Origin of the sequence: Pseudomonas sp. (assembly GCF_049590575.1) — a bacterium.
Taxonomy (GTDB): Bacteria; Pseudomonadota; Gammaproteobacteria; order Pseudomonadales; family Pseudomonadaceae; genus Aquipseudomonas.
Map to the genome: position 1 here is coordinate 1 of NZ_JBAWDE010000270.1, position 16,289 is coordinate 16,289.

Here is a 16,289-nt window from a genome sequence, read left to right on the forward strand (position 1 = left end):
CGGCGGTGCTGGCGGCGGAGCGCAAGCAGGTGGAAATCCTCAGCGCCCAGCGCGATGCGGCCGAAGGTGGGCTCAAGCGCGCCCAGGCGGCGCTGGAAATGGCCAGCTATCAGCTGTCCTACACACGCATTGTGGCGCCGGTGGATGGCATGGTCGGCGAGCGCGCGGTGCGAGTTGGCGCCTACGTGACGCCGGGCAGCAAAATCCTCGCCGTGGTGCCGTTGGCCGAGGCCTACGTGGTGGCCAACTTCCAGGAAACCCAGCTCTCCCACATGCACGCCGGCCAAGCCGTGCAGGTGCGCGTCGACAGCCTCGACGGCGAATTGCTCCACGGCCATCTGGAGAGCCTGGCGCCTGCGACCGGGGTGACCTTCGCCTCGGTCAGACCGGACAACGCCACCGGCAACTTCACCAAGGTGGTGCAGCGCATTCCGGTGAAAATCGTGCTGGAGCCGGGCCAGGCGCACACCGAGCGTCTGCGGGTCGGCATGTCGGTGGAAGCCAGCGTCGACACCCAGCCGGTGGCACAGCCGCGCGAGGTGGCCCAGCAATGAAGCGATTCGCCTGGCTCACCTTGAGCCTTATCAGCCTGGGCGCCTGCACGGTCGGCCCGGATTTCCAGCGCCCGCAAGGCCCGCAAGTGGCTCAGTGGAGCGAGCCACAGGGCCGCCAGGCCGCCAGCCGCGCGGTCACCGATCCACTGCAGGAGCGCTGGTGGGATGTGTTCCACGACGAGCAACTGTCGGCCCTCACGCGTCGCGCGCTCACCGACAACCTCGACCTGAAACTCGCCAGCAGCCGCCTGCAACAAAGCCGTGCCGTGCGCCAAGTGACCACCGCCGAGCGTTATCCGAACGTCAACGCCACCGGTGGCTATCAGCGTGAGCGCAATAGCGCCAAAGGCTTGAACGACCCCTCCGGCGAGAATGGCCGCTCGGCGTTCAGCCAATGGGACATGGGCTTCTCGGCCTCGTGGGAGCTGGACTTCTGGGGCCGCGTCAAACGTGAAACCGAAGCCGCCGACGCCACCCTGCAAGTCGCCGAAAACGACCGCCGCGCGGTGTTGCTGTCGGTGCTGGCCGAGACGGCCCAGGACTACATCCAACTGCGCGGCGTGCAAAACACCCGCGCCGTCACCGAGCAAAACCTCGACGTCGCGCGCCACAGCCTCAAGCTCTCGCAACTGCGTTTGGCCGACGGCGTGGCCACCGACCTCGACGTGGCCGAAGCTGCCGCCCAAGTCGCTGCGATCGAAGCGCGCCTGCCGGATCTGCAGCAGCGCCAGGATCAGTTGATCAACGCCCTGAGCCTGTTGATGGGCGAGCCGCCGCAAGCGCTGCACGCGCAGTTGTCCAAAGACGCCGCCGTACCGCAGACCCAGCGCCAGGTCGCCATCGGCCTGCCGTCGGAGTTGGCCGAACGCCGCCCGGATATCCGCCAGGCCGAAGCGCGCCTGCACGCCGCCACCGCCAGCATCGGCGTGGCCAAGGGCGATTTCTACCCGCGGATCACCTTGTCCGGCAGCCTCGGTTCGCAGGCCTTGCAGCTATCGGATTTCGGCTCCTGGGGTTCGCGTGCGTTTGCTTTCGGCCCGCAATTCAGCCTGCCGCTGTTCAACGGCGGGCGCCTGCAAGGCATGCTCAACCTGCGCGAAGCCCAGCAACAGGAAGCCGCACTTGCCTACCAGCAAACCGTGCTGCGCGCCTGGCATGAAATCGACGACCAGTTGACCCGCTACAACGCCAGCCAACTGCGCCGCGACAGCCTCGCCGAAGCGGTACGCCAGAATCAGATCGCCCTGAGCACCGCGCAACACCAGTACGTCGAAGGCGTGGTGGATTTCGTTAACGTGCTGACCGTGCAAAGCGCTTTATTGGCGACGCAAGAGCAGTGGGTCGAAAGCTCCACCGGCGTCTCCCTGGCCATGGTCGGGTTGTACAAAGCGTTGGGTGGCGGCTGGGAATCGGTGTATCCACTGCAAACCGCCGGGCGCTGAGTGACAAAGAGTTTTTGCCAGTCGCTTAACAAGGTGTAATGATAATTGCTCTCAATAGTGTATCTGAGCTTTTCATGGACACCGCGCCCGACAGCCAGCAACAGCTTCACCTTCTGTACCGCGATCATCACGGGTGGCTGCAAGGCTGGCTGCGCAAACGCCTGGGCGATCGCGAGCATGCCGCCGACGTGGCGCAGGACACCTTCCTGCGCCTGTTGGTGTCCGGGCGTTTTCCCGGCGCCAAGGAAAGCCGCAGCTATTTGGCGCAGATCGCACGCAACCTGGTGATCGACCAATGGCGGCGCCTGCGCATCGAGCGCGCTTACCTGGAAAGCATCGCGCACCTGCCCGAGCCGGAGTCGCCCTCCCTGGAAACGCGCGCGCTGATTCTCGAGACCCTGATGCAGATCGACGCCATGCTCGACCGCATGCCCGACAATGTACGCCGCGCGTTCCTGCTGTCGCAGTTCGAAGGTTTGAGCTACGCGCAGATCGCCGAGCGCCTGGGGGTCACGGTCAGTTCGGTGCAGAAATACATGACCCGCGCTATCGTCGCCTGCTACCAGGTGGCCTACGCAGAATGAGGCACGACGCGCCCATCGCCCCGGCTATTGTCGAGCAAGCCAGCGAGTGGCTGATGCTGCAATGGGGTGGCGACTTGCACGGCGAGCAACTTCAGGCGTTTGCCCAATGGCAGGCGGCCGACCCGGAGCATCGCCGCGCCTGGCAACGCTTGCAACGCCTGCAACACACCCTCGGGGGCGTGCCCACCGACAGCGCCCGTGCGGTATTGCGCGATACCCCGGACACCCAGCGCCGCGCCGCGCTCAAATTGCTCGGCGTGCTGTTGGTGGCTGGGGGCAGTGGCTACCTGGTACAGCGCAGCGAACCCTGGCAGGCAGCTTTTGCCGAGTATCGCACCACCACCGGCGAGATCCGCCATGTCACCCTCAGCGACGGCACGCGCCTGGCCCTCAACAGCGACAGCGCAGTGGACCTGCGCTTCAGCGCCAGCGAGCGGCGCATCCGCCTGATCCGTGGCGAGATCCTGCTGACCAGCGGCCACGACCCCATTCGCCCATTGATCGTCGAAACCCCGGCCGGTGATGTACAGGCACTGGGCACCCGCTTTGCCGTGCGCGAGTTGCCCGACGGTAGCCGTGTCGACCTCTACGAAGGCCGTGTGCGGGTGACTCCGTTGCACGGCGCAGCGGTGCAGATTCAGGCCGGCGACAGCCTATGGTTCAACCAGCGCCAAAGCTCGCCGCTGCCTGCTGTGGAGGCCGGCACCAGCAGTTGGACCGAGCATCGCCTGATCGCCGAGCGCCAGCCCTTGGGCCAGTTTGTGGCGCAGTTGAGCCGCTATCGTCCGGGCTTGTTGCGCTGTGATCAGGCGGTGGCCGGCTTGTTGCTCACCGGCGTCTTTCCGCTGAACGATACCGACGCGATCCTCGCGGCCCTGGAGCGTTCGCTGCCGGTGCAGGTGCAATCGGTGACACGCTACTGGGTGACCATCAAGGCGCGGGTCTGAAAAATAATGTCGTCGGCGCTTGTCGGTTTTTGCGCACCGTTCGGGATACCTCTTGAAAGCCAATCAAGAAGCGATCTCACGGGGAGTCCTGCAATGCCGCACCACCCAATCCAACCCTTGGCCCGCGCCCTGCGTCGTGGCTTGTTTGTCAGCCTGCTGGCAACGGTGCCTGTGGCGCCGACCTTCGTTCAAGCTGAAGAGAGCGTTGAGACGCTACGCGCCTATAACATTGCGGCGGGCAGCCTCGATCAGGCGCTGAACAGCTTCGCGAGTGCGTCGGGTATTTTGCTTTCGGTGGACGCTTCGCTGACCCAAGGCAAGCGCAGCGCTGGCCTGCAAGGCCGTTACGCGGTCGGTTCGGGCCTGGAGCGGCTGCTGGCGGGCAGCGGCCTGGTGGCGGTGCAGGCCCAGGGCGGTTGGTCGTTGCAGACGATTGCCACTGACGGGCCGTTGCAGCTCGGCGCCACCCAGATCAGCGGCCAGCAGGCGCAGGAAAGCGCCTGGGGACCGGTGGTTGGTATCGTCGCCACGCGCAGCGCTTCCGGCAGCAAGACCGATTCGGCGCTGGTCGAAATTCCCCAGACCATCAACGTGATCACCGCCGCCGAAATCAAGGCCCGCGGTGCCCAGAGCGTCACACAGGCCCTGCTCTACACGCCGGGCATGACCGCTGGCGGTTTCGCTGACCGGGTCAAGTTATTCGATGAGCCCACCTCACGCGGTTTCACGCCGACGCCGTTGTACCTCGACGGTTTGCACCTGCCCTACGGCGGCGGCAGTACGGGCGGTGCGTTGCAGATCGAGCCCTATTCCCTGGAGCGCATCGAAGTGCTCAAGGGCCCGGCGTCGGTGCTGTACGGGCAGAACCAGCCTGGCGGCATCGTCAACATGCTCAGCAAGCGCCCCAGCGAAACACCGGTGCACCAAGTGGTATTGGAGGCCGGCACCTACGAGCACAAAAGTGCGGCCATCGACCTCAGTGGTCCGTTGGATGAGCAGGGCCAATTTCTATACCGCCTGACCGGCCTGGCTAATGACGGGCAGGATGAGATCAATTACGTCGAGAACAAGCGCCAGTTCATCGCCCCTAGCCTCACCTGGCGCCCCAACGACGACACCAGCCTGACGGTGTTTGCCCAGTACCAGAAAGACAAAGGCGTGCCCGAAGCCCAAGGTCTGCCGGCGTCCGGCACCCTGTGGGCGAATCCCAACGGCAAGATCAAGCGTGATGTGTTTATCGGCGAGCCGGGTGTCAACCAGTACAACCGCGAGCAGTACGCGTTGGGTTATGAGATTTCCCATCGCCTCAACGACACGTGGACCCTCAAGCAAAACGCACGTTACGCCGAGGTCGATGACCGCTATACCGCGCCGTTGCACGGCTACCGTTTTGTCGCCAACCCGGTCACCGGCGTGCAGGACCAACGCTACCTGCAACGCTTCGGCGTGGACTGGGCGCAGAACAACAAAGTGTTTGGCGTGGACAGCATCGCCCAGGCCGAATTCACCACCGGCGCGCTGGCCCATACCGTGATCGTCGGCCTGGATTACTACCACTCCGGCTCCCTGTTCCACGGGCGGTATGACCGCAACCCGCCGGTGATCGACCTGTTCAACCCGGTGTATGGCCAGCCGATGAATTTTGGCCAACCGTACCGTTGGGATCGCACCTTGAGCCAGACAGGCCTGTACGTGCAGGACCAGATCAGGCTGGATAAATGGGCCTTGGTGCTCGGTGGCCGCTATGACTGGGCCAGCGTGGTCAACAGGGAGCCGCTGCAAGGCACGCGCTTCGCCAGCAAAGACGAAGCCTTCACCGGCCGTGCGGGTTTGGTGTACCTGTTCGATAACGGGCTGGCGCCCTTCGTCAGTTACTCCGAGTCGTTCCTGCCGTTGACCGGCACTGACGCTCAGCGCAAGCCGTTCGACCCCTCCACCGGCAAGCAATATGAAGTCGGCATGAAGTACCAGCCACCTGGGCAGAAGAGTTTTGTGCAGGTGTCGGTGTATCAACTTGACCAGGAAAACGTGATCACCACCAACCCCAACGATACGTTCAGCACCCAGAGCGGCGCGATGCGCTCGCGTGGTGTGGAACTGGAAGCCAAGGCCGCCCTCAGCGATGCCTGGGAAATCATTGCTTCGGCTTCGCGCAACGACATCAAATACACCAAGGACGAGGAGGGCCGCCAAGGCCGTCACCCTGCTGGTATCTCGCCGCTGACCGCGTCGATGTGGGTCAACTACAGCGTGCTCGGCGACACACCGCTGGCCGGCCTCGGCGCGGGCCTGGGCGTTCGCTACGCGCGCCAAAGCCTGGGCGACTACTATGAAGGCGCCTTCAGCGTGCCGTCGTACAGCGTCTACGACGCCAGCCTCAGCTATGACTTAGGCCTGTCGCCGCTCAAGCTCACGGGCGTGAAACTGGCGATGAACGTGCAGAACCTCACCAATAAGACCTACGTCTCGCAGTGCACCAGTGACTTGGATTGCTACTACGGCGAAGGGCGCACGGTGGTGTCCAGCCTGACATATGACTGGTAAAAAATGACGCACAGGAGCCGGTTGTCCGGCTCCTGGCTTTCAAGGGTTCTGCAAAAACACCACATACCCGCGAAACCACTCGCTGCCCTTCAAATATCCCGGCTCAAGCCATTCGCCGCCCTGAATCAGACCCACTTTGAACGGCAGCCCCAGCCGATTCATGCGTGGCAGATACGCCGCGTAATCCGGGATGCTCTGGCGCCCCTGGTACGTCTGCACCACCACCTCGTCCACCACGCCCTTGAGCTGGGCGAGGGCGGCGGGGTCGGCGTTGCTGCCCCAGTCCATCAACCCGGTGATGCTCAGGCGCAGGTCGGCGGGCAGGCGTTGGCGCAAGTCGCGCAGGAAATCTGCGTATTCGTGCAGGTATTGGGTGCGGGCGTCGAAGTCGATCTGGATACCGACCACCGGGTTGCCCGCCTCGCGCCAGCGTTGCACCTGGCCGAGCACTTGGCGGTAGACCGGTTCTGGCCAGTGCAGCGTGTGGGCGCGGTAGACCACCCAGACTTCGCCTCGGCTCAGGCGCGGCACGCTGATGCCCTGGGCGATCAGTTGCACGCCGCGCTGCGGTGCGCGGCGCGTGGAATTGATCTGGCCCTGCAGGATATACAGGGTGTTGGCCTGCTTGAGCACCGGTTGCGGCGTAACGCCGCTCCACAGCCAGAAGGCGTCGTAGTCCCCGGCGTCGACGGCGGCGAAGGCCGGGCTTGCCAGCAACAGCAAGCCAAGCCACAGGTGCTTCACCAGTAGTACTGCAGGGATTTGCCCCACTGGGTGTCGGCAAATCCGCTCTTGAGCTGGCGGAACCAGGCCTTGCGCACCGCCGGTGTCACGTCCTGGCCGCCGCAGCTGTTGTAGCCCGACGGCGCATAGCAGTTGATGGCGCGGAACAGTGCGTAGGCCTTGTCGTTTTTCGGTGCCTTGGCATTGGCGATCACCTGCTTGTAACCGTCGAGCCGCGAGAAGGTTTCGCCGGTGAACTGCGACGCGGTGCTGCCCAGGCTGCCGGCGGCGCGCGCCTGGTCCAGGGGCATACCGTCCAGGCCGTTGCGCAGGATGAACTCACCGAAGCAGTTCAGGCCTTGCGGGTTTTTCGCGTCGTTTTGCAGGGTCGCGGCGGTTTGCGCGATGCCCGGGCAAGCGTAGCCGGACTCGGCCTTGTCGCCGTTCCACTGGAACAGTTTCAAGCTCTGGCCGGCGCTGTAGACATAGCCCAGGCTGGTGCCCAGTTTGTCTTCGGGGGCCGAAGCGGGCAGTTGCTTGAGGTCCTCGGCGAAGGTCGCGAACTGGCCGCGCAGCAGGTCTTTGTAGAGCAGCACGAATTGCGCAGTCTGGCGTTCCAGCGGGTCGCTGGCCTGGGCAATCTGCTGGCGCAGCAGCTCGGGGCCGGCGACGTTGCGCAGCAGGATGTAGCGCACCTGCTTGGCGTTGATCGGCGAGTCGGCGGCGAACACCTTGGCCAGTTGGCCACTGCGCTCGTAGTTCATGGCCAGGGCCAACTCCAGCTGGTCGCGTTGCAGCGGCAGTTTTGCCAGCGGCAGCAATTGCAGCCACAGCGCCTCGGCGCCTTTCCAGTCTTGCTTGGCTTCCAGGGCCAGGGCGCGCAGGGTCTGCTGGCTGAAGGCGAAGTAGTTGAGGCTCGACGGCACGCTCTGCGGCAGCTGCTTCAAGGCCGCGTCCGGTTGATGTTCGATGTACAGCGCACACACGGCCAGCAGGTAGTCATAGAGTTCCGGTTGGCTGGCAAAGGCGCCTTTTTGCTTTTCCAGATCAGCGCGGGAGAGGGCGGGTTGGTCGCCGCCACGCATCACCATCAGGTCGCTGACCAGCTGGATCATCGGCGTGTTGACGGTCTCGCTGTTAACCATCAGCAGCTTGAGGTCGGCCTCTTCCACCAGCTCATCCACCGACACATTGCGCTGCGCGTCCGTCGCTTGGGTCAATTGCCAGGCAAAGGCCTCGGCAAGCTTGTCATTGTTGCCCGCCAGCCAATACACACGGCGCAGCAGGCCACGGGCGGATACCGCGTACTCGCCCTGTGGATAAGTTTTCAGGTAATTGAGCAAGCCCTCTTCAGCATCGCCCAGCGCCGACTTATCCACATGCGCCAGCTGCGGCATGCCGTATTCGTCGAAGGCTTCGGCCTGGGCCTGGTTCAGCGAGGTGCGCGCAGTCATGTACAGCGCAGTTTCGGTGAGCCAGGGCAGCGCACTGCTGCTGGCCGCCGCAAACCCGCGCTCGGCGTCGCTGAAACGGCCGCTGTAAAAATCGGCGGCGGCTTGCAGGTAGGTCCGCAGTAACTGGCCGTCAGTCGATTGCAATGGCTGGTCTAGCACTTGCCCGTCCCAGGTACAGGCCGTGAGCAGTTGCAGGCGCGCCTTTACCAGTAGCTCGCGCTCGGCGGCCGGGATGTCAGCCTTGACCACCTGGCTGATAAACGCGGCGGCGCTGTCGTCGTTGTTGCTGCGGCAGCGGCTGCCTTCCCCGCTGAGGAAGGCGTCACCCGCAGGGGTGAGCTCCTTGCGCTCGATGCCCAGGGGCTGGAGCAGGGTTTCGAGCTCTGCGGTGCGCGAGTTGTCCGGCTGATTGTCGGGTTCGGCGTCCGAGCTGGGCACCGGCGCCAGGCGGTACACCGGAAACGGCACCGGGCCGAAGCCCTGGGCCAGATCGTCTTCACTCAAAGCGTTGGGTGCCAGGCCCGCGGCCTTTTTGTCGGCCAGCAGCAGGCGCAGGTTAACCCGGCTGTCATTGCCCGGGCTGAGGAAGGGCTGGTTGCTGCATGGGTCGAGACTGTCACGCGACACGCGCCAGTCGGGGTAGCACGAGTCGTCTGAGCTGGCCTGTGCCGGCAAGGAAATACCGGCGAGCAGCGCCAGTGCCAGGGGTGACAGAAAACCGATGCGCATGACGTGTCCTTGATCCTGAGTCCTTGGAGGGCGGCAATCATAGCGTGTTCCTACGGGCGCTTCGGTGAAGGCCTACGCAAATTGTTGATTTGTCCGAATCCAGAAGCGGTTCCCGGGCTTTTGTCCTAGAGTGGCGGTGTTTGCACTGAGGCAGTCAGGGCAGTGGCGGGGGAATCGAAGTGCGTCGGTCGGTGGTAGAGCAAAACGAAAAGGTCGGGGCGTTACTCGCACTCAGCCGCCTTGGGTGGGAGGGCGCCGGTTGGCTCGGCCGCCTCTGGTGGGTGCCGATCCTGGCGCTGGCGATGGCCCTGCGTTTTTACCAGCTGACGTCGGCTGCGATCTGGGGCGACGAAGGCTCCAGCCTGCTGCTCAGCGAATATGCGGCGACCGACCTGTGGTTTCACGCGGCCCACGATGTGCACCCGCCGCTGTATTTCTTCATGCTGCGCGGCTGGATCGAACTGTTCGGCGACAGCATCTGGTCGATACGCGGCATGAGTGCCTTGCCTGGGGTGATCGCAGTGGGCCTGGGCGCCTGGCTGACACGACAGCTGTCCACGCGCCGCGCGGCCGTGCTGGCGGGGATCCTGCTGGCCTTGCTGCCGACGGCGGTGCGCTACAGCCAGGAAGTGCGCATGTACTCGCTGCTCGGCGTGTGGCTGCTGGGCGCCACGCTGGCGCTGGTGTATTGGGTGCGTCAGCCCGAGCGCACGCGTTATCTGGCGGTTTATGTGCTGTTGATGAGCGCCGGGTTCTACACCCATTACTTCACCGCGTTATGCGTGCTGGTGCATTGGGCCTGGCTGGGTGTGTTGTGCGGCGCGCAGCCGCGAGACCAGCGTTTGCTCACCCGCCCGGCCTGGTGGGGGGCCAATGCGGCGATTGTGCTGTTGTACCTGCCGTGGCTGCCGAATCTGCTCGACCTGGTCCAGCACGTCGAGCAACTCAAAGTCGGCGGTGATATCGGCTGGGAAGACCCGGTCAGCCTGGCCTCCCTGCCGTCGATGATCTGGCAGTTCGTGCTCCAGGATGAAGGCATCGGCTTTTGGCCGCCGCTGTTCTGGCTGTTCCCGCTGTTGCTGGCGACGATTGTGCTGGTGACCGCCGGGCGAGACCGCGAGCGCTATCGCCCGGCCAGCCTGCTGGCGCTGTTTTTCCTGCTGCCGCTGCTGTTGGTGTACGCGGTGTCGTTTATTTCCCCGGTGTTTATCGAGCGCTACCTCACGGTCTATGCCTTGGGGTTGCCGGTCCTTGTGGCCTTGGCCATCGACCGTCTGCCCAAACGCCTGTCGCTGTTGGGCGCTGGGTTATTCGTGCTGTTTGTCGGCGTGGAACTGGTGGGCCTGAAAAACAACTTCACGGTGGATGAGCACGACCAATTCAACGTGCCGGTGGAGTTCGTCAATCGCAATTACCAGGAAGACGACCGCATCGTCCTCAGCGACATGATGTGGTACCTCAGCTACGTGTATTACGACCAGACCGACGCCCAACTGCAGCTCTACACCCCGCCCAAGCCCGACGGCACGCCAACCCACCCAAATGCCTACGGTTTCGGCACCCTGGTGGATCAGGACGGCGGACGCATTTACCTCGACCACCTGTCGGCACTGCCCGCCGACACTCGCCGTGTATGGCTGATCAGCAGCAACGAAGCGCCGGACGACTTCGCCCCGTTGCCCGCCGGCTGGCGCGAACTCAGCCGCCAGGACGGCGGCGGTGCACGGGCGCGCCTGTTTGTGGTGTGCAACGTTGCCCCACCGCAGCCCGAAGGCTGCCACTAGACTCGGTTAAACCCTTCCCATCTGGAGCCCGCCATGCAGTCGCCCGTGCACAGCTTACCGTCACTGTTCAAACAGCTTGGCCTGGAAAATGACCCCGTCAATATTGAGAAATTCGTGGCGGTCCATTCACCACTGAAGCCGGATTTGAAACTCGCGGATGCGTTTTTCTGGACGGACAGCCAGAAAGCGCTTTTGCGTGAGGAGATTCTGGAAGACGCGGATTGGGCGGAGGTGGTGGATGAGCTGAATTTGATGTTGCGGGGTGGGAGAGGGGTGTAAATGCCTGAACGGCATTTTCCACAGCCAGTTTTTCTGAGTTGCCGGATCAACCATAAATAGACCAGAATAAAGTCCTTATTTGAGGTCTTTATTATGCAAAGTGTTTTGGCCGATATGGCCGTCAGCGTTTCCGAGCTTAAAAAAAATCCCTCTGCGGTGATGAGTAACGCTCATGGTGGTCCGGTTGCCGTGCTCAATCACAACCGCGTTATGGGCTACATGGTGCCTGCTAACGTGTTCGAAGCGATGGTGGAAAGGCTAGATGATCTGGAGCTGGCTGAGCTAGTCCGCTCGCGCAGTCATGAGACGCCTGTACCGGTGAAGCTGGATGACCTATAAGCTCGAGTTTCTCCCTTCTGCTCGCAAGGAGTGGGACAAGCTTGGGCACACAGTGCGCGAGCAGTTTAAAAAGAAATTGGCAGAGCGCCTGACGCTGCCCAAGGTCCAATCTGACGCGCTGTATGGCATGGCTGACTGCTACAAAATCAAACTCAGGTCCTCTGGTTACCGTTTGGTTTATCAGGTGATAGAGGCGCGAGTGGTGGTTTCGGTCGTAGCCGTAGGCAAGCGTGAGCGTAGTGATGTCTACGAGAGCGCCAAGAAGCGCTAGCGCGGTGTGACTTGATTCCGACCTTTCGCACGCGGTACGTGGAAACCGTCACAAAACCCGACACCCCGTTCAAACCCGCTTTGCTTACCCACAGCCCCCCACCACCCATCCGCAAAATTGTTTCAAAACTTGACGCACTTGGCTTCATCCACCATATTGATAGTTAGCAAACTAACTGTATGCGAACTATTCAGTGTCCCAAACCCTCGAACAACTCCATATGAACCTCAGCAGCAGCATGGTGGTGGGCGCCCGTAATTGGCGCAAAATCTGCCAGGCGACGCTGGTGAGCTACGGTATTTCCGAAGCCTGCGCCGTGCCGTTGTTGATGATCGGCCGCTTGGGCGACGGTGTGCATCAGGTCAAAGTGGCCCAGGCGTCGGGGATGGAAAGCCCGTCGCTGGTGCGCCTGCTCGACCGCTTGTGCAACGACGGCTACGTATGCCGCACCGAAGACGTGCACGACCGCCGCGCCAAGGCCTTGAGCCTCACCGAGCGTGGCCGCGAGCTGGTGCAGGCGGTGGAGTCGCAACTGGTGCGCTTGCGCAAGGAAGTGCTGGCCGATATTGATCGCAGCGATCTGGAAGCCGCACTGCGTGTATTAACCGCTTTTGAAGCGGCTGGGGTTGCAACGTCTTGAACGGTTTTTTTACAGGCTTCCCCCCGGCGCGGGACTGGTTCTATGGGGTTCGCACCTTCGCGGCGTCGATGATCGCGCTGTACATCGCCATGCTCATGCAAATGCCCCGCCCGTATTGGGCGATGGCCACCGTGTATATCGTCTCCAGCCCGTTTGTCGGCCCTACCAGTTCCAAGGCGTTGTACCGCGCCGTCGGCACCTTGATGGGCGCGGCGGCGGCGGTGTTTTTTGTGCCGATGTTTGTGCAGTCGCCCTACCTGTTGGTGGTGGTGATCGCGTTGTGGACAGGCACCCTGTTGTTCCTGTCCATGCACCTGCGCACCGCGAATAACTACGCGCTGATGCTGGCCGGCTACACCTTGCCGTTGATCGCCTTGCCGGTGGTGGATAACCCGCTGGCGGTGTGGGATGTGGCCGAGGCGCGTACCGAGGAAATCTTCCTCGGCATCGCGGTCGCGGCGGTGGTCGGCGCGATGTTCTGGCCGCGGCGCCTGGCGCCGGTGTTCGATGGGTCGGTCGCCAAGTGGTTTGCCGATGCCCAGGTCTACAGCCAGCGCTTTTTGACGCGCAATGTGCAGCCTGAAGAAATCAGCACTTTGCGCGGCGGCATGGTCGCCACCTTCAACACCCTCGAATTGATGATCGGCCAGTTGCCCCACGAAGGCGCGCGGCCGCAAACGGTGCGCAATACCAAGGAATTGCGCGGGCGGATGATCCACCTGCTGCCGGTGATCGATGCTCTGGACGACGCTGTCTACGCAATCGAACACCGCGCGCCGGCGTTCGTGGCTCAGCTCACGCCCTTGCTGGAAGAGGCCAATGCCTGGCTGCAGAGTACGACTGCAGAAGCGCCTGTTGAACGTTGGCGCGTGCTGCGCGACAAGATCGACGCCGCTCAACCCCATGGCGAAGCGCTGGACGACCGGCACACGTTGCTGTTCTCCAACGCCTTGTATCGCCTCGGCGAGTGGATCGACCTGTGGCAGGACTGCCGCAGCCTGCAAGCCGCCATCCAGTGCGAAAGCCAGGACACCTGGCGCGCCGTATACCGCCACTGGCGCCTGGGCCGGCTCACACCGTTTCTGGACCGTGGCCTGATGTTCTATTCGGCGTTTTCCACGGTCACCGCGATCATCGTCGCCTCGGTGCTGTGGATTCTGCTGGGCTGGACCGACGGCGGCAGCGCAGTGATCCTGGCCGCCGTGGCCTGCAGCTTTTTCGCCTCGATGGACGACCCGGCGCCGCAGATCTACCGGTTCTTTTTCTGGACCGCCATGTCGGTGCTGTTCGCCAGCCTGTATCTGTTTCTGGTGCTGCCCAACCTGCACGATTTCCCGATGCTGGTGCTGGCGTTCGCCGTGCCGTTTATCTGCATCGGCACGCTCACCGTGCAGCCGCGATTTTACCTGGGCATGCTGCTGACGCTGGTGAACACCTCGTCGTTCATCAGCATCCAGGGCGCCTATGACGCGGATTTCCTGAACTTCGCCAACGTCAACCTGGCCGGGCCCGTGGGCCTGCTGTTTGCCTTCGTGTGGACCCTGGTGGCGCGGCCCTTCGGCGCCGAACTCGCGGCCAAACGCCTGACCCGTTTCAGCTGGCGCGACATCGTCGGCCTGACCGAGCCCGCGACGCTGAACGAACACCGGCACATGGCCGTGCAAATGCTCGACCGCCTGATGCAGCACCTGCCGCGCCTGGCGTTGATCAACCAGGACACGGGCAGCGCCCTGCGCGATTTGCGCGTGGCGCTCAACCTGCTCGACCTGCTGGCGTACTCGCCGCGCGTCCTCGGTGTGCCACGCGTGCTGCTCAACCAGGTGGTCGAAGGCGTGGGCGGTTACTTCAAGGCGTGCCTCAAGGCGGGTGAACGCTTGCCTGCGCCGAGCGGTCTGCTGATGACCCTCGACCGCACGCGCCGAGCCCTCAATGGCCAGGGCCTGCAAGACGAAGACGACACCCGCCTGCATCTGCTGCACGCCTTGGCCGGTTTGCGCCTGGCGCTGCTGCCCGGTGTGGAATTTATTGGCGGCACGGAAATGGAAGCGCCGTTGCCCGATGGAGCGCCTTTATGATCGGTGATCTGGATATCAGCGGTGTGTTCCTGCCTACGCTACTGGTGCTGATGGGCATTACCTATGTGTTGTTTCTGGTGGTGCACGGGTTGTTGACCCGCCTCCACTTTTATCGCCTGGTCTGGCACCGGGCATTGTTCAATGTGGGGCTCTACGCGCTGTTGCTGGGCGCGGTGGACTCACTCAGTCGATACCTCATGACATGAAAAAACCTTTTTTGACCATCGGCCGTGTCGTCCTCACGTTGTTGATCGTGACGTTTGCGGTCGTCGTTGTGTGGCGCATGGTCATGTATTACATGTTTGCGCCCTGGACCCGTGACGGGCACATCCGTGCCGACATCGTGCAGATCGCGCCGGACGTGTCCGGGCTGATCCAGCAGGTGGACGTGCGCGACAACCAATTGGTGACCAAGGGCCAGGTGTTGTTTGCCGTGGACCAGGACCGCTTCAAGCTGGCCCTGCGCCAGGCCCAGGCCGCCGTGGCCGACCGCCAGGAAACCCTGGCCCAGGCCAACCGCGAGTACAAGCGTAACCGGGGCCTGGGCAACCTGGTGCCGAGCGAGCAACTGGAAGAAAGCCAGTCGCGTGTGGCCCGCGCCCAATCGGCGTTGGCCGAAGCACAGGTCACCGTGGACTCCGCCCAGCTCAACCTCGACCGCTCGGTGATCCGCAGCCCGGTGGACGGCTACGTCAACGACCGCGCGCCGCGTGCGCAGGAGTTCGTCACCGCCGGGCGCCCGGTGCTGTCGGTGGTGGACAGCAATTCGTTCCACATCGACGGCTATTTCGAAGAGACCAAGCTCGACGGCATTCACATCGGCATGGCCGTGGATATCCGCGTGATCGGCGACAACGCTCGCCTGCGCGGTCATGTGCAGAGCATCGTCGCCGGTATCGAAGACCGTGATCGCAGCAGCGGCTCGAACCTGTTGCCCAACGTCAACCCGGCGTTCAGCTGGGTGCGCCTGGCCCAGCGGATTCCGGTGCGCATCGCCTTTGACGATGTGCCGGCAGACTTCCGCATGATCGCCGGGCGTACGGCAACCGTGTCGATCATCGGCGATAAGGTTAAAGACGGAGACAAGCCATGAAGCAGCTTTGGGCAACCGCTGCGCTGGGGTTGTTACTGTCGGCCTGCCAGGTGGTGGGGCCGGATTACAAGCTGCCGGAGAAGTCCGCCGTGAACCGTGGCGACCTGCAAGGGCAACTGGCGGGCGAGGGCAACAACGTGGTGTCGGCGCCGGTGCCCGCCGACTGGTGGAAGCTCTACAAAGACCCGCGCCTGGATGAGCTGGTGCGCCAGGCCATGGCCTCCAACACCGACCTGCGGGTGGCCGCCGCCAACTTGCAGCGCGCGCGCTTCCAGACTGAACAGGCGGAGTCCGCCGGCGGTTGGAGCCTCGGCGCCAAGGCTGAGGCCCAGCGCCTGCAGGAATCGGGCGAAGCGTTTTTGCTGACGGAAAAAGTCCCGGTGGGCAACATCGGCGCCGCGAGTATCACCACGTCTTACCAATTCGATCTGTTCGGCACCTTGCAGCGCGGTATCGAAAGCGCCCAGGCCAGCGCCGACGCCGCCCAGGCTACCGCCGATATCGCGCGTATCACCCTGGTTGCCGATGTGGTGCGTTCCTACACCCAGGTGTGCGCGGCCAACGAAGAACTGGCGATTGCCAACGAGTCCCTCGACCTGCAAGCCCAGAGCACCCAGCTGACCCAGCGCCTGCGCGATGCCGGCCGTGGTGATGAAACCCAGGTGACCCGTTCGCAAACCCAATACAAATCCTTGCGCGCCGACATGCCGCGCTACGAAGCAGCGCGCCAGGCGGCTCTGTTCCGCCTGTCGATGCTGCTGGCCAAGCCGCTGGACCAATTGCCGGCCGGCACCGCCAGCTGCGCCGAGCTGCCGCACATCGCGCAGTTAC

At 63.4% G+C, this 16,289-nt stretch carries 16 protein-coding genes; 14 read left to right on the forward strand and 2 right to left on the reverse strand.

The features are described 5' to 3' along the window. The 5 genes from WBR57_RS18630 to WBR57_RS18650 all read left to right on the forward strand — a co-directional run. Nucleotides 1-554: efflux RND transporter periplasmic adaptor subunit (locus WBR57_RS18630; RefSeq protein WP_424085417.1), on the forward strand; the 554-nt coding region annotated here is incomplete at its 5' end. After that, a complete protein-coding gene (locus tag WBR57_RS18635) occupies nucleotides 551-1,996 on the forward strand; it encodes an efflux transporter outer membrane subunit (RefSeq protein ID WP_424085419.1) in 1,446 nt (481 codons plus the stop codon). The genes WBR57_RS18630 and WBR57_RS18635, both read left to right, overlap by 4 nt. A gap of 74 nt (nucleotides 1,997-2,070) precedes the next feature. Then, nucleotides 2,071-2,580 (forward strand): sigma-70 family RNA polymerase sigma factor, encoded by a 510-nt coding sequence (locus tag WBR57_RS18640; RefSeq protein WP_424085421.1) that lies wholly within the window; start codon nucleotides 2,071-2,073, stop codon nucleotides 2,578-2,580. Then, a complete protein-coding gene (locus WBR57_RS18645; RefSeq protein WP_424085423.1) occupies nucleotides 2,577-3,527 on the forward strand; it encodes a FecR domain-containing protein in 951 nt (316 codons plus the stop codon). Before WBR57_RS18640 ends, WBR57_RS18645 begins: the two co-directional genes overlap by 4 nt. A 93-nt stretch (nucleotides 3,528-3,620) precedes the next feature. After that, nucleotides 3,621-6,071: a TonB-dependent siderophore receptor gene (locus tag WBR57_RS18650; protein WP_424085425.1), complete on the forward strand. Its 2,451-nt coding sequence runs from the start codon at nucleotides 3,621-3,623 to the stop codon at nucleotides 6,069-6,071. 39 nt (nucleotides 6,072-6,110) lie between these two features. Here WBR57_RS18650 and WBR57_RS18655 read toward each other — a convergent pair whose 3' ends face one another. Both WBR57_RS18655 and WBR57_RS18660 read right to left on the reverse strand, forming a co-directional pair. Continuing rightward, nucleotides 6,111-6,815, reverse strand: coding sequence for a DUF3142 domain-containing protein (locus tag WBR57_RS18655; RefSeq protein WP_424085427.1), 705 nt, complete (start codon nucleotides 6,813-6,815; stop codon nucleotides 6,111-6,113). Then, on the reverse strand, nucleotides 6,812-8,977 hold the full coding sequence (locus WBR57_RS18660; protein ID WP_424085429.1) for an outer membrane assembly lipoprotein YfiO: 2,166 nt from the start codon (nucleotides 8,975-8,977) through the stop codon (nucleotides 6,812-6,814). The genes WBR57_RS18655 and WBR57_RS18660 overlap by 4 nt, the downstream gene beginning before the upstream one ends. Before the next feature lie 179 nt (nucleotides 8,978-9,156). Between WBR57_RS18660 and WBR57_RS18665 the strand changes: the two genes are divergently transcribed. From WBR57_RS18665 to WBR57_RS18705, 9 genes are all read left to right on the forward strand, one after another. Next, a complete protein-coding gene (locus WBR57_RS18665; RefSeq protein ID WP_424085431.1) occupies nucleotides 9,157-10,761 on the forward strand; it encodes a glycosyltransferase family 39 protein in 1,605 nt (534 codons plus the stop codon). A gap of 33 nt (nucleotides 10,762-10,794) precedes the next feature. Beyond that, entirely contained in the window at nucleotides 10,795-11,040 is a 246-nt protein-coding gene (locus tag WBR57_RS18670) for a DUF2789 domain-containing protein (RefSeq protein WP_424085433.1), read from the forward strand. Between the two features lie 93 nt (nucleotides 11,041-11,133). Beyond that, nucleotides 11,134-11,379: a type II toxin-antitoxin system Phd/YefM family antitoxin gene (locus WBR57_RS18675; protein ID WP_424085435.1), complete on the forward strand. Its 246-nt coding sequence runs from the start codon at nucleotides 11,134-11,136 to the stop codon at nucleotides 11,377-11,379. Continuing rightward, a complete protein-coding gene (locus tag WBR57_RS18680) occupies nucleotides 11,369-11,650 on the forward strand; it encodes a type II toxin-antitoxin system RelE family toxin (protein WP_424085437.1) in 282 nt (93 codons plus the stop codon). Before WBR57_RS18675 ends, WBR57_RS18680 begins: the two co-directional genes overlap by 11 nt. Before the next feature lie 220 nt (nucleotides 11,651-11,870). Beyond that, nucleotides 11,871-12,290, forward strand: coding sequence for a MarR family transcriptional regulator (locus WBR57_RS18685; RefSeq protein WP_122540167.1), 420 nt, complete (start codon nucleotides 11,871-11,873; stop codon nucleotides 12,288-12,290). Continuing rightward, on the forward strand, nucleotides 12,287-14,365 hold the full coding sequence (locus tag WBR57_RS18690) for an FUSC family protein (protein ID WP_424085439.1): 2,079 nt from the start codon (nucleotides 12,287-12,289) through the stop codon (nucleotides 14,363-14,365). Before WBR57_RS18685 ends, WBR57_RS18690 begins: the two co-directional genes overlap by 4 nt. Further along, the gene (locus tag WBR57_RS18695; protein ID WP_010214247.1) at nucleotides 14,362-14,571 is read left to right on the forward strand and encodes a DUF1656 domain-containing protein; all 210 of its coding nucleotides are present in this window, start codon (nucleotides 14,362-14,364) and stop codon (nucleotides 14,569-14,571) included. The genes WBR57_RS18690 and WBR57_RS18695 overlap by 4 nt, the downstream gene beginning before the upstream one ends. Next, entirely contained in the window at nucleotides 14,568-15,458 is an 891-nt protein-coding gene (locus WBR57_RS18700; RefSeq protein ID WP_424085442.1) for an efflux RND transporter periplasmic adaptor subunit, read from the forward strand. The genes WBR57_RS18695 and WBR57_RS18700 overlap by 4 nt, the downstream gene beginning before the upstream one ends. Beyond that, nucleotides 15,455-16,289 (forward strand): TolC family protein (locus tag WBR57_RS18705; RefSeq protein ID WP_424085444.1); only part of this gene is annotated, 835 nt, incomplete at its 3' end. The genes WBR57_RS18700 and WBR57_RS18705, both read left to right, overlap by 4 nt.

Excerpts from the sequence above, each read along its gene's own strand:
- WBR57_RS18635 (WP_424085419.1), top strand. The coding sequence starts at position 551 with ATGAAGCGATTCGCCTGGCTCACCTTGAGCCTTATCAGCCTGGGCGCC.
- WBR57_RS18640 (WP_424085421.1), top strand. The coding sequence starts at position 2,071 with ATGGACACCGCGCCCGACAGCCAGCAACAGCTTCACCTTCTGTACCGC.
- WBR57_RS18645 (WP_424085423.1), top strand. The coding sequence starts at position 2,577 with ATGAGGCACGACGCGCCCATCGCCCCGGCTATTGTCGAGCAAGCCAGC.
- WBR57_RS18650 (WP_424085425.1), top strand. The coding sequence starts at position 3,621 with ATGCCGCACCACCCAATCCAACCCTTGGCCCGCGCCCTGCGTCGTGGC.
- WBR57_RS18660 (WP_424085429.1), bottom strand. The coding sequence starts at position 8,977 with ATGCGCATCGGTTTTCTGTCACCCCTGGCACTGGCGCTGCTCGCCGGT.
- WBR57_RS18670 (WP_424085433.1), top strand. The coding sequence starts at position 10,795 with ATGCAGTCGCCCGTGCACAGCTTACCGTCACTGTTCAAACAGCTTGGC.
- WBR57_RS18675 (WP_424085435.1), top strand. The coding sequence starts at position 11,134 with ATGCAAAGTGTTTTGGCCGATATGGCCGTCAGCGTTTCCGAGCTTAAA.
- WBR57_RS18680 (WP_424085437.1), top strand. The coding sequence starts at position 11,369 with ATGACCTATAAGCTCGAGTTTCTCCCTTCTGCTCGCAAGGAGTGGGAC.
- WBR57_RS18685 (WP_122540167.1), top strand. The coding sequence starts at position 11,871 with ATGAACCTCAGCAGCAGCATGGTGGTGGGCGCCCGTAATTGGCGCAAA.
- WBR57_RS18695 (WP_010214247.1), top strand. The coding sequence starts at position 14,362 with ATGATCGGTGATCTGGATATCAGCGGTGTGTTCCTGCCTACGCTACTG.
- WBR57_RS18700 (WP_424085442.1), top strand. The coding sequence starts at position 14,568 with ATGAAAAAACCTTTTTTGACCATCGGCCGTGTCGTCCTCACGTTGTTG.